We start from the raw sequence: 21,813 nt of genomic DNA on the forward strand, positions 1-21,813 counted from the left end.
AAAATCGCCATCAATAAAAAGGCCGGCTCGCGCAAAGCGAAGCCGGCTTTTTTTTGAGAGGCGCGACACAAGCGCCCCTTCGAGTTACTCCACCGTCACCGATTTGGCGAGGTTGCGGGGCTTATCGACATCGGTGCCGCGTGCGCAGGCGGTGTGATACGCCAGCAGTTGCAGCGGTACGACGTGCAGAATCGGCGAGAGTTGACCGTAATGCTCGGGCATGCGGATCACGTGGATGCCGTCGGCATTCGCGATCTCCGTATCGGCGTCAGCAAATACGTACAACTGCCCGCCACGCGCGCGCACTTCCTGCATGTTCGACTTCAGCTTCTCGACCAGCGCGTCGCGCGGCGCCACCGTCACCACCGGCATCTCTTCCGTCACCAGCGCAAGCGGGCCATGCTTGAGTTCGCCCGCCGGGTACGCCTCGGCGTGGATATACGAGATTTCCTTGAGCTTGAGCGCACCTTCCAGAGCGATCGGGTAGTGCAGACCGCGTCCGAGGAACAGCGCGTTTTCGCGACGGGCAAATTCTTCTGCCCACGCGATGATCTGCGGCTCAAGCGCCAGCACGCTGTGCAGCGCCGCCGGAAGATGGCGCAATTGCGTCAGGTAATCGGCTTCCTGTGCCGCCGTCAAACGCCCGCGCAGCTTCGCAAGGGTCAGCGTCAGCAGAAACAGCGCGGTCAACTGAGTGGTGAATGCTTTCGTCGACGCCACGCCGATTTCCGTTCCGGCGCGCGTCAGGTAATGCAGCGCCGTCTGGCGCACCATCGCGCTGGTGCCCACGTTGCAGATCGCCAATGTGTTCGTCATGCCCAGCGATTGCGCGTGCTGAAGGGCCGCCATCGTGTCGGCCGTCTCGCCCGACTGCGAAATCGTCACCACCAGCGTTTTCGGATTCGGCACGCTGTCGCGATAGCGATACTCGCTCGCCACTTCCACTTGCGTCGGAATCTGCGCCAGCGACTCCAGCCAGTACTTGGCCGTCATGCCGGAGTAGTAGCTCGTGCCGCACGCCAGAATCAGGATCGAGTCGACGTTGCTCAACACCGCCTCTGCGTTCTCGCCGAAGAGCGTCGGCGAAATGCCTTCCACGCCCTCCATCGTGTCGCCGATGGCGCGCGGTTGCTCGAAGATTTCCTTCTGCATGTAGTGGCGATACGGGCCCAGTTCCACCGCGCCCGTATACGCCTGCACCGTGCGCACCTCGCGTTCGACGGCCGCGTGATTGCGGTCCATGATCGTCACGCCATCGAGCGTGAGTTCGACCACATCACCCTCTTCCAGATAGATGAACTTGTCTGTCGTGCCCGCGAGTGCCAGCGCGTCGGAGGCAAGGAAGTTTTCACCCTCGCCCACCCCCACAACCAACGGCGAACCCGCACGCGCGCCGATCACCCGGTGCGGCTCCTGCTTGCGGAACACCGCAATGGCGTAAGCGCCATGCAACCGGCGTGTTGCCAGACGCACTGCGTGATACAAATCTCCGGCCGCGCCGTTCGTCAGAATGTGATGAATCAGATGCGCGATGACTTCGGTGTCGGTCTGCGACACGAACTCGTAGCCCAGCCCGCGAAGTTCCTCGCGCAGGCTTTCATGGTTCTCGATGATGCCGTTGTGAACCAGCGCGACTTCGTCGCGCGAGAAAATCGGATGCGCGTTGTTCGTGACCGGTGCGCCATGCGTCGCCCAACGCGTGTGGGCAATGCCCGTCTCGCCGCTGAGATGCGTTTGTGCAAGCTGCTCGTCCAGATCCGCCACGCGCGACACGCTGCGCGCACGCTGCGGCACGCCGTCTTTCAAGACCGCCACGCCACACGAATCGTAGCCGCGATACTCCAGGCGGCGCAAACCTTCAACCAACACCGGTACTACATTACGTCGCGCCACCGCGCCGACAATGCCGCACATATTCGCTTCCCTTTATGCCAGAGGGCCCTGGCGCATTTGATCGGACTGAATCCGTCTCTCTCGCCGGCACACATTTGACTTTGCGCACCGGCCCATAACCGCCGATTTTACCGCTTCTGCTTGCGCGGACGGACATAGCCCATCTTCGCTTCCTGCGTCTTGCCGTTGAGGACCAGCGCGTCTTCCGGCGTGTCCTTCCACACGGTGGTGCCGGCAGCAATCGTCGTGCCGCGGCGCACCGTTACCGGGGCCACCAACTGCGTGTCGGAGCCGATGAATACGTCGTCTTCGATCACCGTGCGGTGCTTGTTCGCGCCGTCGTAATTACACGTAATGGTGCCAGCACCGATGTTCACCCGCGCGCCCACGGTCGAGTCGCCCACATATGCCAGATGGTTGGCCTTCGAGCCCTTCGCGAGCGATGCATTCTTCACTTCCACGAAGTTGCCGATGTGTACCTCGTCTGCCAGATCGGCCCCCGGGCGCAAGCGGGCATACGGCCCGACGTGCGCGTCGGCGCCCACCACCGCACCATCGAGATGACTGAACGCCTCGATGCGCGTACCCGCGCCGATGGTGCTGTTACGAATCACGCAGTTCGCGCCGATCGTCGCGCCGTCGCCGATCGTCACATTGCCTTCGAAGATGCAATTCACATCGATGGAAACATCGGTGCCGCAGACGATCTCTCCGCGCAGGTCGAAACGCGCCGGATCGATGAGCGTGACACCCGCCGCGAGCAATGCGCGCGCTGCGTTACGCTGATAGTCGCGCTCCAATTGTGCAAGCTGCGCCTTGTCGTTCACGCCATCGGTCTCCCACGCGAAGGCCGGTTGCGTGCTGACGACCGGCACGCCATCCGCCACCGCGCACGCGATGACGTCCGTCAGGTAGTACTCGCCCTGTGCGTTCTGGTTCTTCAAACCGCTCAGCCAACCCTTCAAGGCGCGCGTCGGCGCCATCACAATGCCGGTATTGATCTCGCGAATGGCCAGCTCGGCCTCGTTGGCGTCCTTCTGTTCGACGATTCGCTGCACGTTGCCAGCAGCATCGCGCACGATCCGGCCATACCCCGTCGGGTTTTCCAGATCGACGGTGAGTACGCCCAGCTTGTCGTTACCCGCGGCGTCGATCAGTGTCTGCAAGGTTTCGGGGCGCGTAAGCGGCACGTCGCCATAAAGCACCAGCGTCGGTACCGATTCGTCGAGCAGCGACGCCGCCTGCTGCACCGCGTGCCCGGTGCCCAACTGTTGCGCCTGCTCGGCGAAGCGCACGCCGTCACCGGCCACGGCTTCACGCACGGCGTCGCCGCCGTGCCCGATCACCACGATGAGCTGGCCCGGCGCGAGCTTGCGTGCGGTCGCAATCACGTGCGACAGAAGCGGCCGGCCAGCCAACGGCTGAAGCACCTTGGGCAGTTTCGAGCGCATGCGCTTACCCATGCCGGCGGCGAGAATCACAATATTCATGGCGTCGTGACGATTCGAAAGTCGGTGTGTCGGTGTCTTGCGGCCCGCCGATGAGGTGTGCGGGCCGCGTCAAGGAATGATGCCGCGTGCGGACACGCGCGCGATCAGTCGTCGAATTGCGTGATGCGAATGATGCCCGCGTCGTTCTCGTCGCCACAGGGAGCTTCGTCGAACGCGATATCGCCGAGCGGATCGGGCTGCCCCGTGGCACGCAGATTCTTGAAATCGTGAAGGTTCGTATCCATGAGGTGCGACGGGATCACGTTCGAGAGCGCGCTGAAGATCGACTTGATGCGCCCCGGGTGCTGCTTCTCCCACTGACGGATCAGCGCCTTCATCTCGGCGCGCTTCAGATTCGGCTGGCTGCCGCACAGCGTGCACGGAATGATCGGGAATTGCTTGTACTCGGCGTAACGCTCCAGATCCGATTCGCGCACATACGCGAGCGGGCGGATCACCACGTTCTTGCCATCGTCCGACTGCAACTTCGGCGGCATGCCCTTGAGCTTGCCACCGTAGAACAGGTTCAGGAACACGGTCTCGATGATGTCGTCGCGATGGTGGCCGAGCGCGACCTTGGTTGCGCCGAGCTCGCCCGCCACGCGGTAGAGAATACCGCGACGCAGCCGCGAGCACAGCGAGCAGGTCGTTTTGCCCTCGGGCACCACGCGCTTGACGATGGAGTACGTGTCCTGATTCTCGATGTGGAAATCCACCCCGATGGAACGGAAGTAATCGGGCAGCACATGCTCCGGGAACCCCGGTTGCTTCTGGTCGAGATTGACGGCGACGATGGAAAAATCGATCGGCGCACGCTCGCGCAGCTTGAGCAGAATGTCGAGCATGGCGTAGCTGTCCTTGCCACCGGACATGCACACCATCACACGGTCGCCCTGCTCGATCATGTTGTAGTCGCCGATGGCCTGCCCCGTCAGACGGAACAACCGCTTCTCGAGCTTGTTGTTCTCGAACGCGAGCTTCTGCGCTTTCTTCACGCTATCGGCGGCAACGTTGCCGGTCGCGACCATCGGCGCGCCGGTCTCGGGCATGACGGCACTCATGTCAGGCATCCTTCATCTTGAAAACTTCGATGCCCACCGAGTGGCAATCGGGATAAACGTCGGGCTTCTCGGTCGACACCCCTACGGCGCGCACGCGCGGATGCGCCAGCAGCGCACTCGCAACGTCGTCGCACAGCGTCTCCTGCAAATGAATGTGGCCCTGTCCCACGCGCTTGGCGATCGTCTCGCGCATGAAGTCGTAGTCGACCACCTCGTCGAGCTTGTCGGCCACGGGGGTGCTCTCGGCGAGCGGCACGAAGAGTTGCACGTTGATCAGCACGCGCTGTTCGCCCCGCTTCTCGTGATCGTGCACGCCAATGTTGATGAACACTTCATAGTCGCGCAGGAACATGCGACGGCAGTCCATCAGGCGAGGGTGGGAAAGAGCGCTATGCATTTTGAAAACTCGTAATGACAATCAACGAGACCGGTCGGCATCGGCCGGCTCGGTCAGAAATTTCACGTCGCGCGACGAACTCGCGAGATGTTGCCCCCCGTCGACATACAACACCGTGCCGGTCACGGCAGGCGCTTCAGCCAGATACGCCACGGCCTGGGCAATGTCCTCCGGCGTAGACGATGCGCCCAGCGGTGTCGAGGCATGGGCTGCCGCAAAACCCGCCGGTGTCTGATCGACCGATAGCAGCGTAACGCCAGGCGCCACGCCGACCACCCGCAAGCGCGGAGCGAAGGCCTGCGCCAGCAAGGTCGTCGCCACGTCGAGCGCCGCCTTCGACAGCGTGTACGACAGGTAGTCGGGGTTCGGATTCGCCAGCTTCTGATCGAGCAGATTAACGACCACACCACGCTGCGTCTCGCCCAATGCCGCGTGCATCTCGCGCGCGAGCACGAGCGGCGCGCCCGCGTTCACCCGCATGTGACGCTCCAGCGCCTGATAGCCGAAATCGGCCGCGCTATCGTACTCGAAGCGCGAGGCATTGTTGACGAGGCAGGTGGGCACGCCGAGGGCTTCGCGACAACGGCCGATGAGTGCCGCCGTAGCGGCCTCGTCGGCCAGCGACGCCTGCAACGCAACGGCCCGGCGACCCAACGCTTCGATGGCGGCAACGGTCTCCAGCGCCTCGTCGTGCGAGCGTTCGTAGTGAACGGCAACGTCCCAGCCCAAGCCGGCAAGCCGCAACGCGATCGCGCGTCCGATCCGGCGTGCGCCTCCCGTCACAAGCGCCACGCGCGGCACGGCGGGCGTGCGCGAGCGGTCGCTGATGGCAGGCGTAGGGCGTGGCGTCGATGCAACGGTCATACGGCGAATTCCGGTCAGTGGGGCGGGCGGGTAGACGAACTTCGGGCGGCTGCCGGCTTGGCCGGACATTGGGCGTCGCGGCTTGCGATTGCCTCGCGTACCGCCCTGACAAAGGGCAGATATCGCGGGAATTGGCGAAAACCACGAAAAAACAGCTAAAAACCAACGAAAATTGGCGGAAATTGTGTCGATATCGGCCACAGACGCGCTTTCACATCTCCAGCAGCCAGTCTGCACCGTCTCCGTTACAATGCCCGCATGAATCAGGCCGCACCGAAACCCCATAGTTTACCCGTTCCAGAGCCAGACGCGCTCGAACACTCGCGCCGTCTCACGGCTCATCTCGCCGACGCCATCGACGCGGCCGGCGGCTGGTTGCCGTTCGATCGCTTCATGGAACTGGCGCTGTACGCGCCCGGCCTCGGTTATTACGCCGCCGGCGCCGCCAAATTCGGCCGGCTCGCCGCCGACGGCAGCGACTTTGTCACCGCCCCTGAACTCACACCGTTCTTCGCGCGCACGTTGGCGCGCCAACTCGGCGAGATCTTCGAGCAGACGGGCGATGCGCACGTGCTGGAATTCGGCGCCGGATCCGGACGCCTGGCTGCCGATCTGTTGCTCGCGCTCGAGGCGGAAGGCACGCCCTGCGAGACGTACTCGATCATGGAACTGTCGGGTGAGTTGCGTGCACGCCAGCGCGAGACCATTGCCAGCACCGCGCCGCATCTGCTCGATCGTGTCACATGGCTCGATCGATTGCCCGACGCCTTTTACGGCGTGATGCTCGGCAACGAAGTGCTCGACGCCATGCCTGTGCGCCTGTGGGCACGCCGCCCCGACGAGACCGGACAACCCGTCTGGTTCGAGCGCGGCGTGGTCCGCACGCCGACGGGTTTCGGTTGGGAGGCGCGTTTGTATAACGGCTCGTTGCCGGAGGCGCTCGCGGCACTGGCCGATTTGCCGCCGACACAGGAATACCTGACGGAGACGCACGAAGCCGCATCGGCCTTCGTGCGCAGCGTGGCGCCGCTGCTCGCGCGTGGCGTGCTCTTGCTCATCGACTACGGATTCCCCGCGCGCGAGTACTACCATCCGCAACGGGCTCACGGCACGTTGATGTGCCACTACCGTCATCACGCACACGACGACCCGTTCTACTACCCCGGCTTGCAGGACATCACGGCGCACGTGGAGTTTTCCGGCATTGCCGACGCCGGCGTCGAAGCCGGGCTCGATCTGCTGGGCTTCACGTCGCAGGCGCGATTCCTGATGAATGCGGGTATCGTCGACCTGATGAGCGCACTCGATCCGACCGATCCGAAGACGTTCCTGCCAGCGGCCGCGGCCGCGCAGAAGCTGCTCTCCGAAGCCGAGATGGGTGAACTCTTCAAGGTCATCGCCTTCGGACGCGGCATGGACGAGTGGGCCGGCCTGCTCGGTTTCGCCACCGGTGACCGCAGCCACGCGCTCTGACATCCCCCCCTTCATAGAGAGGTCAAGCCGATGTTTCGCTGGATGTTCACGATCTTCATTGCGATCTGCATCCTCTCGGCTGCTTCGCCATGGCTCACCAAGCTCGGCATCGGCCGGCTGCCCGGTGATCTGCGCCTGCGCTGGCGGGGCAGGGAGATGCTCTTCCCGTTCGCCTCGACGGTCGTACTTTCGCTCGTCTTCAATCTGCTGATTCGGTTGCTCTGACTCCCGCCGGTCGACGCAACACCTGTTGCAACGTCGGCCGGCATGCTCCCGTCGTTATCCGCCCCGGCTTCCCGTCCGTCTGCCGCCACCCGCCGCCGCCCTCAAGGCCGCGGTGTGCCTTGGCGTGTCTGCCCCCAAACCCTTGACGCCGCTAGGGTTAACAACCATTTGATCATTTGTTGCAAAAAAATTAACATGAAACAAATGATTCAAATCTGAATCACGGTGAGACCATTTCAGGAGCAGGACATGATCAAGGTGCGATTGACCGGGGTAATGCTGGGCGTAGCAATGTGTGTCGCGGCAGGCGCTGCGATGGCCCAGAACGCATCGGAGACGCTGCAAAAGATCGAGAGCAGCGGTGTGATTTCCATCGGGCACCGCGAGTCGTCGATTCCGTTCTCGTACTACGACAACAACCACAACGTCATCGGCTACTCACAGGATCTGTGCAACAAGATCGTTGACGTGGTGAAGGCTCGTCTGAAAAAGCCGGATCTGCAAGTGCGCTTCATTCCTGTCACCTCCCAGAACCGCATCGCGCTGGTGCAAAACGGCACGGTCGATATCGAGTGTGGCGTGACCACGAACCTGAAGGCGCGTCAGGCACAGGTCAACTTCTCGAATACGTTCTTCGTGGCGGGCACGCGTCTGCTCGTGAACAAGAATTCGGGCATCAAGGACTTCCCGGATCTGGCAGGCAAGCCGGTCGTGACCAATGCGGGCACAACGTCGGAGCGCATCCTCAACAAGATGAACAACGACAAGAAGATGAACATGAGCGTGATTTCGGGCAAGGATTACGGTGAGTCGTTCACCATGCTCCAGGGCGGCCGCGTTCAGGCGTTCATGATGGACGACGTGTTGCTCGCGGGTGCGCGCACGATGGGCCGCAACCCCGACGACTGGGTCGTGACCGGCACGCCGCAGTCGTTCGAGGCCTACGGCTTCATGATGAAACACGGGGATACGGAGTTCAAAAAGCTCGTCGACGACACGCTCGCAGGAGTAATGAAGAGCGGCGAGATCAACACGATGTACAAGAAGTGGTTCGAATCGCCGGTGCCGCCGAAGAACACCAGCTTCAATTTCCCGATGAGCGAACAGCTCAAACAGCTCTACGCGAATCCGAACGACAAGGCATTCGAATAAGCGCTGTCAATCGTGTGCAAGGGCGTGCCGTCTCGCTGACTGCAAATCCATAGTTCGCGCATCAGGGGCAACATCGGCGAAAGGCAAAGACCTTCATCATGGGGCTTTGCCTTTCGTCATTTCCGGAGCCTCTCTCATGATGTCCTCCCCCGGCGGCCACTCGCCCCGCGCCAGTGCCGTCACGTCAACGACCTCATGGCCGGTCACGCTGAGTCATCCCGAGGGCTACCCGCGGCCGGGAGGACAATTCAGCGTGGCGCTGCAATTCGCGGGAAATATTCCGCCTGCTGCGCCCGATACACTGACGCTGCCCGACACGCCAACGCAGTACTACAACTTCGCCGTCGCCTTCCTGAAAGCCAATCGGCAGAGCATGCAAATGTACTGGGCCGATCGTGACGCCATTCCGGCGCTGGTCCGTTCGGAAATGTCGCGTTATCCGGGCTTACGGATAACGCATCACGAAACGCCCGTCGCATTCGCGAAATACATAGGCGAACAATGCCGGGCGGGGGCGCCGCACCGCGAGCAATGTCTGGTCGAGCTCAGCCCGATGGAAGGCCATTGTGTGGGGGTCGATCTGCGCATCGATGCCGGGGAACCGACCATCATCGTCATCGAGTCCGGCACGCTGAACGCGACCGGCGCGGGCATGCTGCTCCTTCGGCTCGCCATGGCCCTGAAGCACACGGTGAGGTGCATTGCCCGGAATGGGCTCGACAAGCATCTGATGTTCTTCGAGACCGCGGCGCAACAAAGCCCCAACGATTGCGCGATGTTCAGCTTGTGCGCCTGCAAGACCATGTTCAGGAATGCCGATGTCTTCACGTCGTTACACCAACGCTTGCGGGCGGGCGAGTTCAGCGACATGCTGACCAAGGGATATGTGGCGAGCGCCGAGGCGGACCTGATGCTGCCCTCCGCCCTCATGCAGCATACGCAGTCATCGGCGCGACTCGCCCAGTACGCCCAACGCCGCATTCCGGACGATCCGGCGCAGGCGCCCGCCGTCGGCAAGTTGATCAGGCGTCAGAAGGGTCTCGTCTTCGCTCGCGGCGATCGGACCTACAGCGTGTCGATTGAAATGGCACGGATAAAGATGGCCGGGCGCGCACTTCCGCCTCCGGCCGAAGACCCGACATTGCTGGCGCCGCCGCGCCGCGACGACTTCATGTCGTCTACGGAATCGCAGTAGTCATGGCGTTTGCTTCCGGGCGCGCGGACCTGTAGCGCTAACGGCCATTCCCCTGCGGCGCTCACTCGTCTGCGGCGCCCAGCCCCGCCGCCTCAACGGCTTCGATTCTGGCGGCTTGCACGGCGTCGCGAATCTTCGAGGGATCGTCGGCATACTGTCTGGCGACAGCCCCTGCATCGATGCCGCGCGCGGCATCGAGTGCAGCCATCAAACGGTCTCGCTGTGGATACGGCGCCGTTGCGAAATCGCCGCCCCGTCCGCGCGCATCGGCCTCGCAAGCCTGAAGCACTTCCACGAACCGATCGGGCTTGCGCAAAGCGTCGCAGCGCTCCAGCAAACGTACCAATGCCGCTGCACCGAACTTCTGGCTTGCATGGATATTGCCGTGCTCGCGCGCCACGACCTGCGCCAGCTCGCGGCACTCTACGGGCACCCGCAAGCGCGCGCACAACGGGCCGAGCAATCCCACACTGCGCCCTTCATGTCCGATGTGACGCGGCAATACGTCTTCCGGCGTCGTGCCTTTGCCGAGGTCGTGCGTGAGCGCCGCAAAGCGCACCGGCAACGAGTACCCCTGCTTCGCCGCGTAATCGACCACCATCATCACATGCAAGCCGGTGTCCACCTCGGGGTGGAAGTCGGCACGCTGCGGCACCCCCCATAGCTGCGCCAACTCGGGCAAGATGCGCTCCAGCGCGCCCGACGCACGCAACACGTCGAACATGCGTGACGGCTGGTGCTCCATCAACCCGCGCGCGATCTCCTGCCAGACACGCTCGGCGACCAGCGCGTCGACTTCGCCGTTCGCCGTCATTTCGCGCATCAGCGCGAGGGTTTCGCCGGCAACGGAGAAATCGGTGAAGCGCGCGGCAAAGCGCGCGCAACGGAGAATACGCACCGGGTCTTCCGCAAACGCTTCGCCGACATGGCGGAACAACTTCGCCTCGAGATCGCGTTTGCCGCCGTAGGGATCGACCAGTTCGTCAGACAGACTGTCATCGGGCATGACCTCGCGCGCCATCGCGTTGATCGTGAAGTCGCGCCGCACGAGGTCTTCTTCCAGCGTGACTTCCGGGGCGAAGTAGAACGAAAAGCCGTGATAGCCGCGCGCCGTCTTGCGCTCGGTACGAGCGAGCGCGTATTCGGCACGGGTCTGAGGATGGAGGAACACCGGGAAATCTTTGCCCACCGGTTTGAAGCCCTTGCGCACCATTTCCTCGGGGGTCGCGCCGACCACCACATAGTCGCGGTCCTTGACGGGCAGTCCCAGCATGGCGTCGCGAATCGCGCCGCCGACAGCGTAAATCTTCATGGACGCACGTCGTAATAGGCCACGCTCACCGTCTCGCCACGGCCCGCCGCCACCCACGCCTGCACCGCGGGCACTTCGCGAATGCGGTCGGCATACGCCTGCGCGTGCGCCGACAGCGACGGCTCGAAGGTGGCAAAGCGCATGACCACCGGCGCGTAGAAGGCATCGGCAATGGTGAAGTCGCCGAACAGGAACGGGCCGTCGTGACGTGCGAGGCAATCCTCCCAGATCGCTTCGATACGACGGATATCGGCCAGCGCCTCAGGCGTCGCGCCTGCCCCCGGCCAATGCGCAGCGACATTCATCCACATGTTCGTGCGCAGGGCGGTGAAGCCGCTGTGCATTTCGGCACAAATGCTGCGCGCGTGGGCGCGCGCCTCACGCGACTTCGGCCACAGCGGCAAATGCGGATAGCTGTCGGCCAGGTATTCGCAGATAGCCAGCGAGTCCCACACGGTAATGCCATTGTCGATCAGACACGGCACTTTGCCGGTGGGGGAATAGCGCAGAATCTGCTCGCGCGAGTCGGGTTGCGCGAGCCACACTTGCTGCTCGTCGAACGCAATGCCGAAGTGCTTGAGCACGACCCATGGACGCATCGACCATGACGAGTATTTTTTGTTGGCGATGATCAGTTGCATGAGGACTTTCCTTGCGCGCGGCACGTTGGGGGTGGCGCGCGACCGATGAAGGAGCGTGAGACGTCAGCGCCCCGCGTACCGCCGGTAATCCGACAGACGCCGCTCCCAGTTGTCGCCATCGAGGTAATCGACGGCAATTTCGAGCCCATTCGGCGTGAGACCGAGTTCGGGCGCCAGCGGACCGCTCATGACATTGTCGACCGTCATGGAGTCGAGATTGTCGCGCGTGATGATCGGCTCGCCCGGCAGCTTCTCGAAAATCGCCGCCTGCAAACGCGCGGTGCTGTCGGGCAGCGGCAGAATCGGCCGCTCGCAGCCACACGCGGCACCGGCAAAACGCACAAGCGCTTCCAGTGTGTAGACGTCGGGGCCGCCCAGCTCGTAAGTCTTGCCCACCGTCGCGTCGTTATCGAGCGCCCCCGCAAAGGCCTGCGCAACGTCCGTCACGTAGATCGGCTGGAAGCGCGCCTTGGCACTCGCCAGCGGCACGACAGGCAGGCGCCGTTGCAGCTTGGCAAACGTATTCAGGAATTTGTCGCCCGGGCCGAACACCACCGAGGGACGGAAGATCGTGACAGGAATGCCCGTCTCGCGAATCGCCACCTCGCCGTCGCCCTTGGAGCGCTGATACATGCTCGGGCCGTGCGAATCGGCACCGAGCGCGCTCATGTGAAGGAGCCGGTCGATGCCCCGGTCGCGGCATGCCCGCGCGATCTTGCGCGGCAGCTCCACGTGAGCACGGGCGAACGCGCGACCGTACGGCGTACCCCGGTCGCTGTGCAACACGCCGACAAGATTGATGACCGCGTCGCACCCCGCAATCACTCGCTCCAGCGCGCGCGGATCATGCACATCGCACTCGACCAGTTCCACACCGGGCAACACGCCGAGCGCCTTGGCGGCCTCGACGCGTCGCGTTGGCAAACGCACGGCGTGTCCCATGGTCACCAGCCGGGCTACCAGATGGCTGCCGATAAAACCGGTGCCACCGACGACACAAACGTTATAGCGCATGCGTCACCTCCGCGTCATGACTGTGGAACGGCCGCCCGTCACTGGGGCAAGATTATGCCAAGCCGCTCCTTGAGCGATTGCGGACGGCCTGTGATCAGGGCCGAATAATACGTCGTGTTCGACAGCACATTCTCGACATACGTACGCGTCTCGTTGAACGGGATCGTTTCAGCGAAGATCGCCCCCTCGACCGGACGATCCAGCGTGGAGCGCCACGTCCGCGGACGCCCCGGGCCGGCGTTATAACCGGCGGACGCCAGCACGGCCGAGCCGTCGAACTTATTGTAGATATCCGCCAGATAGCTGGTGCCCAGACGGATATTGGTGTCGATGTCGTGCATCATGCCCGGCTGATAGTCCATGCCGATCTGCCTGGCGACCATCTTCGCGGTCGCCGGCATGACCTGCATCAGACCGCCGGCGCCGGCCGACGACCGCGCATTGATGATGAAACGCGACTCCTGGCGGATCAGACCGTAGGCCCACGCTTCGTCCAGATCGACGGCGGCGGCCAGCGGTTCCACCTTGCTGCGGAACGGCATCAGATAGCGCAGCGTGAAGTCGTGCTCGGCCTTCGTGCGATCCGCGGTGTTCACGGCCCGATCGAACAGCTCGATGCCATTGGCGTACTGAGCGGCCGCGATCAACTGACGGTCAGTCATGTTGCGCAGTTCCCAGTTCCACTCACGATTGCCTTCGAAGCGCAGGCCCAGATCGTAGAACTTGGCGGCGCGCTGGAATCCGGGGTTCGCGCGATTCGCGTCGATCTCCGCCTTGGTGACGGTCGTGCGTGCCGGCAGCGTTGTCTTGTTGCCCAACTCCTCGTTCGCCAGTTGACCGTAGAAGTTCGTCTGCATGGCGATCTTCTGGAATTGTGCGCGAGCGGCGTCGCCCTGCCCGGCTTCGCGCAGCGCGCGGCCATACCAATAGGTCCAGACAGCGTCGTCACGCAGTGCGGCGGGCATCGCTTCGATTCCCGTACGCACCAGATTCCAGTCGCCCGCGCGCAGCGCCGCGCGAATCTTCCACTCCTGCGCCGTATTCGAGAGCTTGGCGTTGCCGGCCTGACGATACCAGGTGATGGCCATCGGATTCTGCGACAGCGCACCGCGCATGCCGATGGCGCCCCAGCCAATGGCGCGCTCGTCTGCCGACAAGCTGCCCGCAATGCCCGCGAAGGTGCTCGCAGCAAGCATGGCGTCGCTACGGGCCATGCGCACGGTAGCGAGCAGCGCGAGCTGACGCGAGGCTTCCGAGCCGTCCACGCCGCGCGCGAGGATCTGCGCCGGACGCGTGGCCGCCATATCGAGCAAGCTGTCGTCGGGGCGCACGGCGCCCAACGCGTCGGCGATCTGCTTACCGAGCGACGTGTAGTTCTCTTCGTAAGCCAGACGAATCTGATGCCAGACTTCCTTGCGCGGCAACTGACCGCTCGCGGCCAGCGTGTTGATCATGTCGACGCACCCCTCGCCGTAGTACTTCGGCGTAGTCAGCAGATCGGTGGCCGCCTGTGTGACGTTCTCGCCACGCGCAGCGCGCGACATCATCGAATAGCACTTGACCTGTGTGTCGTCGTCGAGCACGAACTTCGGATACTCGGCGTCGAATGTCTGCCAGTCGTGACGTTTGCCCAGCACCAGCAGCCAGTCGTTGCGCATGCGATCGGCAATCGCCTGACCGTCATACGTGCGCAAGAAGGCCCGGATATCGTCGTCGGGCGTATCGATGAGCGCCTTGCCCGAACGGTCGAACATGCGCGACTTGATCTGGAAGTACTGGACGTACGACGGCACGTCGTAGTCGCTGAGCATGGCGGCAAGCGCGGTGGCGCGCGGCGCGTCGTTGCTGCGGGCGGCTTCGCGCAGTTGCACGAAGATGTCGTCGGGCGAGCGCTGCGAGAGCGCGTCGGCAGATGTCGTCGAGCGGCTTGCCGCCGATGGCGCCTTCGGACGGCCGGTCGCCTGGGTCGTGCTGCAGGCGACCAGCGCGGCAGCGGTCAGGGCCAGCGCAGCAGCGCGATATACTCGGGTCAAACGTTCTGACATCTTCGGGGGAGCGTCGGTTAAAAAGTGAATTCAAGCATAGCACGGGACCCCGCTCAATCGGCGGCCCAAACCGCCGGAAATGGGATGGAATCAGCCACAGGCAAGGCGCGTCAGCGCAAAGCATTGCTGGACGTGCGCGCCTCGCTCGAAGGCCGAAGCGAGCGCGACGTCGCGCTCGCTGCACGGCTGAGCGACGAACTGGCGCGCCGTGCACCGCGCTGTGTGGGCTTCTACTGGCCGATCCAGAGCGAATTCGACGCCCGCGAGGTCGTCTCGGCGTGGCTCGCGCAGGCCGCCCCCGGAGCACCGCGGCTGGCCGCGCTGCCGGTCGTCACCGCGCCGGCAACGCCCCTCGTCTTCCACCGCTGGACGCCCGCCACGGTCATGAAAGAAGGCCGTTACCGCATTCCCGTGCCGGCCGGCACCGAAGTGCTGGTGCCCGATCTGCTGCTGGTGCCCTGCGTGGGCTTCACCCGCGAAGGCCTGCGACTGGGCTACGGCGGGGGCTTCTACGACCGTACCCTGCACGCGATGACGCCCACCCCGCAAACGCTCGGCATTGCCTACGATGCGCTCGAAATCGACCACCTCAGCGCCGAAGCCCATGATCTGGCGCTCGACGCCATCGTGACGGAATCCGCCACTTTTGCACGCCCTCCCGGCACCCAACGCTAACCCAATGACAACGCTCAAGATTCTGCCGCTCGGCGACAGTGCCCTCGTCTGCGAGGCCGGCACCACGCCTACGCTGGCCACGCAGCGCCGTGTCTGGCATGTGGCGTCGCTCGCGCACGCGTGGCCCGACGTGCGCGAGGTCGTGCCCGGCATGAACAACCTCACGCTGCTGTTCGATCCGCTCGCCACCGACATCGACGCGCTGAGCGAGCGTCTGCGCGACGCCTGGCAGATACCACCGGCCGCCGGGGACGTCGGGCGAGACATCGAAATCCCCGTGCACTACGGCGGCCAGCATGGCCCCGATCTGGCCGAGGTTGCCAAGCTTGCGCGTTTGCAGCCGAAGACCGTCGTCCAACGTCACACCGCCCCGGAGTACATTGTCTACTTCCTCGGTTTTCAACCGGGCTTTGCCTATCTGGGCGGCCTCGACGAATCGATCGCCACGCCTCGCCGTGCAGAACCGAGACTGTCGGTGCCGGCCGGCTCGGTAGGCATTGGCGGCAATCAGACCGGCGTCTATCCCCTTACCGCGCCCGGCGGCTGGCAGATCATCGGCCACACCACCTGCGCCCTGTTCGACCCTGCCGCGACCCCGCCTGCCCTGCTGGCGCCGGGCGACCGCGTGCGCTTCACTATCGCGAGTCTCGACCTGTGATCGACATCCAGCGTGCCGGCCTGCTCACCACGGTTCAGGATCTGGGCCGCCCCCGACAGCGCGAATTCGGTGTCGCGAGCGGTGGCGCCGTCGATCCGCTGGCCTGCGCCGTGGCCAACCGCCTCGTCGGCAACGACCTGAGCGCCGCGACCCTCGAAATCACCATGGGAACGTGCGTGATGCGATTCAGCGCCGCCACGCTCGTTGCCCTGACCGGTGCCGACTGTCATGCCGACCTCGACGGCACACCCGTGTGGTCGTGGTGGCGATTCCCGGTCGCGCGCGGCCAGACACTGACACTGCGTCCGGCCCGCTTCGGCATGCGTACCTATCTGGCCGTGGCGGGCGGGGTCGACGTGCCCGAGACGCTTGGCTCGCGCAGCACCGATCTGGCCGCCGGCTTCGGCGGCTTCGAAGGCCGGGCCTTGCACGACGGCGACCGCATCGCGATCGGACGCGCCAGCGCCGCCGTGCGCCATGTCGAGCCGTTGGGCGTGCGTCCGCCCTTGTGGTTGTCCGACCCGCTGGCGCAACGTGTGCGTGTACTGCCGGGTCCGGAGTACGACGACTTTACCGCCGCCACGCATAAAAGCTTCTGGGAAAATCCATGGCAGGTCACGCCCAACAGCAACCGCATGGGCTACCGTCTGGCGGGACCGGAGCCGCTCACGCGCAAGAAGAATCGGAGTCACGATCTGCTCTCGCATGGGGTACTGCCGGGGGTCATTCAGGTGCCGCCGTCGGGCCAGCCGATCATTCTGCTAGCCGACGCCCAGACCACCGGCGGCTACCCCAAGATCGGCACCGTCATCAGCGCAGACCTGTGGCGGCTCGGACAGGCGCGGCTAGGCAGCACCCTGTATTTCTCGGAATGCAGCGCCGCCGAGGCACGCGAGGCGCTGCGTGAACAGTTGCGATATCTTGCCCAGATCGAGCGCGCCCTCGCGTGGCACGATCGGGGCATTCTGACGACACCACGGGTACCGGCCATCACGCGCAAACGCTGACGCAGCGCACGCGCGACGGCATGGCCCTTGCAGGAGAATCCATCATGAAGATCGATCTGAACGTCGACCTTGGCGAAGGTTGCAATTACGACGAAGCGCTGCTCGCGCTGGTCAGTTCGGCCAATGTGGCTTGTGGTTGGCACGCGGGCGACGCAGGCACGATGCAGCAGGTGGTGCGCTGGGCGCTGGAGAACGGTGTCGCCGTCGGCGCGCATCCGAGCTTCCCCGATCGCGAGAATTTCGGACGCACCGAAATGCAGCTTCCGCTCGATGAAATCCGCGCAGGCATGCTGTATCAGATCGGTGCGCTCGCGGCGATGGTCCGGGCTCAGGGTGGCGGGCTCTCGCACGTCAAGCCGCACGGTGCTCTTTACAACCAGGCGGCACGCGACCCGGCGCTGGCCGAAACCATCGTCGAAGCTGTTCGCGCGTTCGATACCGATCTCGCGATCTTCGGGCTGGCGGGCGGCGAGTTGGTGAAAGCCGCGCGTGCGGCCGGCATGCATGCGGTCGAGGAGGTCTTCGCCGACCGCGGTTACAACCCGGACGGCTCACTGGTCAAACGCGGCACGCCCGGCGCCCTGATCGAACGCGAGGAAGATGCGCTGGCGCAAACACTGTTGATGGTGCGCGAGCAACGCGTGCGCGCCATCGACGGCACGCTCGTACCGATTCGGGCGCAAACCGTCTGCCTGCACGGCGACGGCGAACACGCCCTCGAATTCGCCAGGCGCATTCGCAGCTTTCTGCTCGACGAAGGCATCGAGATCGCACCGGTTCGGTAATTGCGATGGGCCGAAGCGCCCCCCGCGTCGAAAGAAAAACGCCGTCCGGCGCAACCTCCGGACGGCGTTTTCGTTTTCGGCTGGCGCGGGCATCGTCGCCGGGCCCCGCGGACAATCTGGCGAACGGAACCGCCTCGCAGCAGACGGAAGCCGCTTACGCCGTTTCGCGAATCGCTTCCGCCACAATGCCGAACAACTCGTCGAGTTGGGCTTCGCTCACGATGAGCGGCGGCGAGAACGCAAGAATGTCGCCCGTGTAACGCACCAGCGCTCCCTTCTCGAAGCACTTGACGAAAACCTCGTGCGCACGTGCACCCGGCTTGCCGTCGCGAGTCGACATTTCGATACCGCCGACCAGCCCGAGATTCCGGATATCGATGACGTTCGGCAGGTCGCGCAGCCCGTGAATGGCCTTCTCGAAATACGGCGCAAGCTTCGCGGCGCGCTCGAACAGGCCGTCGTTCTTGTACACGTCGAGCGCCGCACAGGCGGCAGCGGCGGCCAGCGGGTGACCCGAGTACGTATAGCCGTGGAAGAACTCGATAGCGCCCGCATTCCCGGCATTGACGATGGTGTCGTGCACACTCGTCTTCACGGCGACCGCACCCATCGGCACGGCGGCGTTGTTCACGCCCTTGGCCATCGTGATGATGTCCGGCGTCACACCGAAGTATTGCGCAGCGAACGGCTTGCCCAGACGGCCGAGCCCGGTAATGACTTCGTCGAAGATCAGCAGAATGCCGTGCTTGTCGCAGATCTCGCGCAACTTTTGCAGATAGCCTTGCGGCGGCACCAGCACACCGGTGGAACCGGCGAGCGGCTCGACGATCACGGCGGCGATGGTCGACGCATCGTGCAAGGTCACCAGACGTTCGAGGTCGTCGGCCAGATGTGCGCCCCACGTCGGCTGGCCCTTCGTGAAAGCGGCTTCCTTGATGTTGAGCGTATGCGGCAGGTGATCGACAGCCGGCAGCAATTGGCCCGAATAAGCCTTGCGATTCGGCGAGATGCCACCGACCGAAATGCCGCCGAAACCCACGCCGTGGTAGCCACGCTCGCGGCCGATGAGGCGGGTGCGTTGACCTTCGCCGCGTGCGCGATGGTACGCGAGGGCCATCTTCAGCGCCGTGTCGACCGACTCCGAACCCGAGTTCGTGAAGAAAATACGATCGAGCCCTTGCGGCGTGATGGCGGCGATCTTGCTTGCGGCTTCGAACGCCTTCGGGTGGCCCATCTGGAACGTCGGCGCAAAGTCCATTTCACCGGCTTGCTGACGAATCGCCTCGACAATCTCGGTGCGGCAGTGCCCCGCGTTGACACACCACAGACCGGCCGTGCCGTCGAGAATCTGACGATTGTCCGACGACGTGTAGTACATACCCTCGGCCTTCACCAACAGGCGCGGCGAGCTCTTGAACTGACGGTTGTTCGTGAACGGCATCCAGAACGCCGTCATGTCGAGATTCAGGTCTTTCATGTTCATCGCGGGGAGCTCCTCAGGGATTGGCTCAATCAGGATGTCCCGCGGACAGCACGACAGATCGCCACGGGTGGATGGCATCGATCCTACGAGAGGCCAACCGGTACAGACATGTACAGTCGGCCGGAAAATGTATATTCTGTATCGGTCAATTGCCCCAACTGTATTGGCAACAGCCTCTACCCTGCCATCATGGTCCAGCCGCTCGCCTTCTCCCTGAATCGCGCCCAACCGGAAGCGCTCGTCGATCAGATCGTGCGGGAGGTCGAACATGCATTGCAGCGGCAGACGCTTCATGCGGGCATGCGGATGCCATCGATCCGCGCGCTGGCGAAGGCACACGGCATCAGCACGTTCACCGTGGTGGAGGCTTACGATCGTCTTGTCGCCAATGGCATGCTTGTGGCCCGGCGCGGGGCGGGGTTCTTCGTGGCGGGGGCAGCCGACGCGCGAGACGCCGGACCGGCCAGTCCGGGAACCGGTCTGAGCGCCGGTGGCGCCGCGAGCGAAGTCACGAACGCGTGGCTGCTTTCGGAAATTTTTGCCGACGACTCCATTGCCGTGAAAAGCGGCTGCGGGTGGTTGCCGGACAGTTGGCTCGACGAAGACGGACTGCATGGCGCGCTGCGCTCGCTCTCGAAAGGGCCGGGCGCGCATTTCGCGCATTACGGCCATCCGCACGGGTATGGTCTGTTGCGTCAGTGGCTGGCGCGGCGTCTTGGCGAGTTGTCCATCGATGCGCCGCCCGAGAACATCGTACTCACCCACGGGGCGACACAGGCGCTCGATCTGATCGTTCGCACATTGCTCAAGCCGGGCGACACTGTACTGGTCGAGGCCCCGGCGTACTGCAACTTGCTGGCGGTGCTGCGTCTGGCGGGACTCAATGTCGTGGGCATCGAGCGCACGGAAGCCGGTCTGGATCTCGCCGCGCTGGAGCAAGCGGCACAGACACATCGCCCGCGCGCGCTGTTCGTGAATCCTGCGTTGCAGAACCCGCTCGGGACATCGCTCTCACCCGCAGCGGCGCATCGCATTTTGCAGTGCGCCGAGCAACATGGATTCTGGATCGTCGAGGACGATATCTATCGGGAGTTGGCTCCCGCCGGCACGCCGTCGCTGGCGGCGATGGATGGTCTGTCGCGCGTGATCTACGTATCGAGTTTCTCGAAAACGATTTCGCCGTCGGTGCGCGTGGGGTATCTGGCATGTTCGCGCGATCTGGCGCATGAAATCGCACGCAGCAAGATGGTGGCAGGACTCACGTCGTCGGAAATTAACGAGCGCATCGTGCATGCGATTCTGACCGAGGGACGTCACCGTAAGCACATCGAACGCCTGTCGGACCGGCTGACGCGCGCTCGTGCGCGGCTCATCACGCAATTGCAATCACACGGGGTGACGTTGCTGGCGCAGCCGGAAGGCGGCATGTTCGTGTGCGGCAGCTTGCCGCAGACCGCACGATCGGCACGCGAACTGGCGGAAGCCGCCTTGCTGGAAAGCATCATGCTCGCGCCGGGCGAGTTCTTCCTCGCGCACAACGAGCCGTGCCATTGGTTCCGTTTCAACGTCGCGTATTCGGACGATGCGCGTTTGTTCCGCTTTCTCGAGCGGGCGGCAGCGGGGAAGCGAGCGGCATGATCCCGGGCACGGAGCGGCGAGAACGCTGTCTTCATGTCGGCGCCGATCAACGAGCCCAGATCACCACTTCGCGCGACGACCTTTGCCTCTGCGTCCAATCTTGCGAGCACCTGTCGCGCATGTGCGGTGCGAGCGCGCAGGACGTCGCCCAATGCACCGGCCCCCGCGTCATGTCTCGCACAAGCCGCCATCGTGCTCTGCAACGATAAGCGCTCGACCCGCGATGCGGCGTACACCTGCGACTACGCCTCCTGCACGGAGTAATAGGCTCGGGCGACATCGAAGATCACCTGTTGAAATCGCGCGTCCCGAAGCGCCATTGCCACGGCCAATCGACTTCGCGCCCTATCCAACAACGCGCCACGTGAGCCGAAATCGAGAAGAAACCAACTGATACTGGCCCGCCAGTGGCCCGCATTGCCCGCGCCGTTGCCGTGTTCGTTGCCGCCAAACTCGGTGGACGCCAGCCGATCGTTGATGCGCGGGATCGCGCGTGCATCGCTTCGAACGGATAATGCCGTTGCCTTACATGGCACGACTCCATGTCGCATTCACAAACACGTTCCCGTTTCCGGCCCCTGAGACTCGCTCAAGTTCGCAAAAAGGAATTTCCTTGATCGAACCGTCCTCTCGTGCCGCGTTCTGCTTTTCCGTCAGTTGAGCTATGAAGGCTTGCGTTGTCATGGATACGTCTCCTAAGAGCCCGCGAAGGAAATCGTCTCGTTGATTGCGGGGCGTCAACAAGACGCGCTACACCATGCCGGTTGGCGATCTAGACAAACCGCGGGTGAGGAAGAGTATTGAC

20 protein-coding genes are annotated in these 21,813 nt (G+C 63.8%); 9 read left to right on the plus strand and 11 right to left on the minus strand.

All coding sequences use genetic code 11. The features are described 5' to 3' along the window. Window positions 1-84: 84 nt before the first annotated feature. The 5 genes from glmS to AT395_RS23415 form a co-directional block, all read right to left on the minus strand. Window positions 85-1,914 carry a glutamine--fructose-6-phosphate transaminase (isomerizing) gene (glmS, locus tag AT395_RS23395; RefSeq protein WP_042114039.1) on the minus strand — a complete coding sequence of 610 codons (1,830 nt, stop codon included), beginning with the start codon at window positions 1,912-1,914 and terminating at the stop codon, window positions 85-87. A gap of 107 nt (window positions 1,915-2,021) precedes the next feature. Continuing rightward, window positions 2,022-3,383, minus strand: a complete 1,362-nt coding sequence (gene glmU / locus AT395_RS23400) for a bifunctional UDP-N-acetylglucosamine diphosphorylase/glucosamine-1-phosphate N-acetyltransferase GlmU (protein ID WP_048628533.1) — start codon at window positions 3,381-3,383, stop codon at window positions 2,022-2,024. A gap of 104 nt (window positions 3,384-3,487) precedes the next feature. Next, window positions 3,488-4,411: a tRNA 2-thiocytidine(32) synthetase TtcA gene (ttcA, locus tag AT395_RS23405; protein WP_376738396.1), complete on the minus strand. Its 924-nt coding sequence runs from the start codon at window positions 4,409-4,411 to the stop codon at window positions 3,488-3,490. Between the two features lie 34 nt (window positions 4,412-4,445). Further along, window positions 4,446-4,841 carry a dihydroneopterin aldolase gene (locus AT395_RS23410; RefSeq protein WP_039370528.1) on the minus strand — a complete coding sequence of 132 codons (396 nt, stop codon included), beginning with the start codon at window positions 4,839-4,841 and terminating at the stop codon, window positions 4,446-4,448. A gap of 21 nt (window positions 4,842-4,862) precedes the next feature. Continuing rightward, a complete protein-coding gene (locus tag AT395_RS23415) occupies window positions 4,863-5,705 on the minus strand; it encodes an SDR family oxidoreductase (protein ID WP_231586172.1) in 843 nt (280 codons plus the stop codon). 258 nt (window positions 5,706-5,963) lie between these two features. Between AT395_RS23415 and AT395_RS23420 the strand changes: the two genes are divergently transcribed. The 4 genes from AT395_RS23420 to AT395_RS23435 all read left to right on the plus strand — a co-directional run bounded on the left by AT395_RS23420 (window position 5,964) and on the right by AT395_RS23435 (window position 9,750). Continuing rightward, complete coding sequence (locus AT395_RS23420; protein WP_048628532.1) at window positions 5,964-7,178, plus strand: class I SAM-dependent methyltransferase; 1,215 nt, start codon at window positions 5,964-5,966, stop codon at window positions 7,176-7,178. Between the two features lie 30 nt (window positions 7,179-7,208). Continuing rightward, complete coding sequence (locus AT395_RS23425; RefSeq protein ID WP_010805524.1) at window positions 7,209-7,403, plus strand: DUF2905 domain-containing protein; 195 nt, start codon at window positions 7,209-7,211, stop codon at window positions 7,401-7,403. A 249-nt stretch (window positions 7,404-7,652) separates the two neighbouring features. Next, window positions 7,653-8,555, plus strand: coding sequence for a glutamate/aspartate ABC transporter substrate-binding protein (locus tag AT395_RS23430; protein WP_042114033.1), 903 nt, complete (start codon window positions 7,653-7,655; stop codon window positions 8,553-8,555). A gap of 136 nt (window positions 8,556-8,691) precedes the next feature. Next, the gene (locus AT395_RS23435; protein ID WP_048628531.1) at window positions 8,692-9,750 is read left to right on the plus strand and encodes a YopJ family acetyltransferase; all 1,059 of its coding nucleotides are present in this window, start codon (window positions 8,692-8,694) and stop codon (window positions 9,748-9,750) included. 61 nt (window positions 9,751-9,811) lie between these two features. Here the strand turns inward: AT395_RS23435 and AT395_RS23440 are convergent, their stop codons facing one another. From AT395_RS23440 to AT395_RS23455, 4 genes are all read right to left on the minus strand, one after another. Further along, the gene (locus AT395_RS23440) at window positions 9,812-11,062 is read right to left on the minus strand and encodes a multifunctional CCA addition/repair protein (RefSeq protein WP_048628530.1); all 1,251 of its coding nucleotides are present in this window, start codon (window positions 11,060-11,062) and stop codon (window positions 9,812-9,814) included. Then, window positions 11,059-11,703 carry a glutathione S-transferase family protein gene (locus tag AT395_RS23445; protein ID WP_042114030.1) on the minus strand — a complete coding sequence of 215 codons (645 nt, stop codon included), beginning with the start codon at window positions 11,701-11,703 and terminating at the stop codon, window positions 11,059-11,061. Before AT395_RS23445 ends, AT395_RS23440 begins: the two co-directional genes overlap by 4 nt. Before the next feature lie 63 nt (window positions 11,704-11,766). After that, complete coding sequence (locus AT395_RS23450) at window positions 11,767-12,717, minus strand: complex I NDUFA9 subunit family protein (protein ID WP_042114028.1); 951 nt, start codon at window positions 12,715-12,717, stop codon at window positions 11,767-11,769. A gap of 38 nt (window positions 12,718-12,755) precedes the next feature. Next, entirely contained in the window at window positions 12,756-14,762 is a 2,007-nt protein-coding gene (locus AT395_RS23455; protein WP_048628529.1) for a lytic transglycosylase domain-containing protein, read from the minus strand. Between the two features lie 84 nt (window positions 14,763-14,846). Here AT395_RS23455 and AT395_RS23460 point away from each other — a divergent pair, with 84 nt between their 5' ends. From AT395_RS23460 to pxpA, 4 genes are read left to right on the plus strand one after another with little or no spacing between them, the layout of a single operon-like run. Further along, window positions 14,847-15,437 carry a 5-formyltetrahydrofolate cyclo-ligase gene (locus AT395_RS23460; RefSeq protein ID WP_048628528.1) on the plus strand — a complete coding sequence of 197 codons (591 nt, stop codon included), beginning with the start codon at window positions 14,847-14,849 and terminating at the stop codon, window positions 15,435-15,437. Between the two features lie 4 nt (window positions 15,438-15,441). After that, window positions 15,442-16,095 (plus strand): 5-oxoprolinase subunit PxpB, encoded by a 654-nt coding sequence (gene pxpB, locus AT395_RS23465; RefSeq protein WP_042114023.1) that lies wholly within the window; start codon window positions 15,442-15,444, stop codon window positions 16,093-16,095. Then, window positions 16,092-17,102 (plus strand): 5-oxoprolinase subunit C family protein, encoded by a 1,011-nt coding sequence (locus AT395_RS23470; protein WP_048628527.1) that lies wholly within the window; start codon window positions 16,092-16,094, stop codon window positions 17,100-17,102. The genes pxpB and AT395_RS23470 overlap by 4 nt, the downstream gene beginning before the upstream one ends. 44 nt (window positions 17,103-17,146) lie before the next feature. Then, on the plus strand, window positions 17,147-17,887 hold the full coding sequence (pxpA, locus tag AT395_RS23475) for a 5-oxoprolinase subunit PxpA (RefSeq protein ID WP_048628526.1): 741 nt from the start codon (window positions 17,147-17,149) through the stop codon (window positions 17,885-17,887). A 154-nt stretch (window positions 17,888-18,041) separates the two neighbouring features. On the opposite strand, the gene aptA is transcribed toward pxpA, so the two are convergent. Further along, window positions 18,042-19,370 (minus strand): omega-aminotransferase AptA, encoded by a 1,329-nt coding sequence (gene aptA / locus AT395_RS23480; protein WP_042114017.1) that lies wholly within the window; start codon window positions 19,368-19,370, stop codon window positions 18,042-18,044. 189 nt (window positions 19,371-19,559) lie between these two features. On the opposite strand from aptA, the gene AT395_RS23485 reads away from it, so the two are divergent. Further along, window positions 19,560-21,008 (plus strand): aminotransferase-like domain-containing protein, encoded by a 1,449-nt coding sequence (locus AT395_RS23485; protein WP_048628747.1) that lies wholly within the window; start codon window positions 19,560-19,562, stop codon window positions 21,006-21,008. A 525-nt stretch (window positions 21,009-21,533) separates the two neighbouring features. Here the strand turns inward: AT395_RS23485 and AT395_RS25875 are convergent. Further along, window positions 21,534-21,692: a hypothetical protein gene (locus AT395_RS25875; RefSeq protein ID WP_156181588.1), complete on the minus strand. Its 159-nt coding sequence runs from the start codon at window positions 21,690-21,692 to the stop codon at window positions 21,534-21,536. Window positions 21,693-21,813: the final 121 nt, after the last annotated feature.

Origin of the sequence: Pandoraea apista (genome assembly GCF_001465595.2) — a bacterium.
Classification (GTDB): Bacteria; Pseudomonadota; Gammaproteobacteria; order Burkholderiales; family Burkholderiaceae; genus Pandoraea; species Pandoraea apista.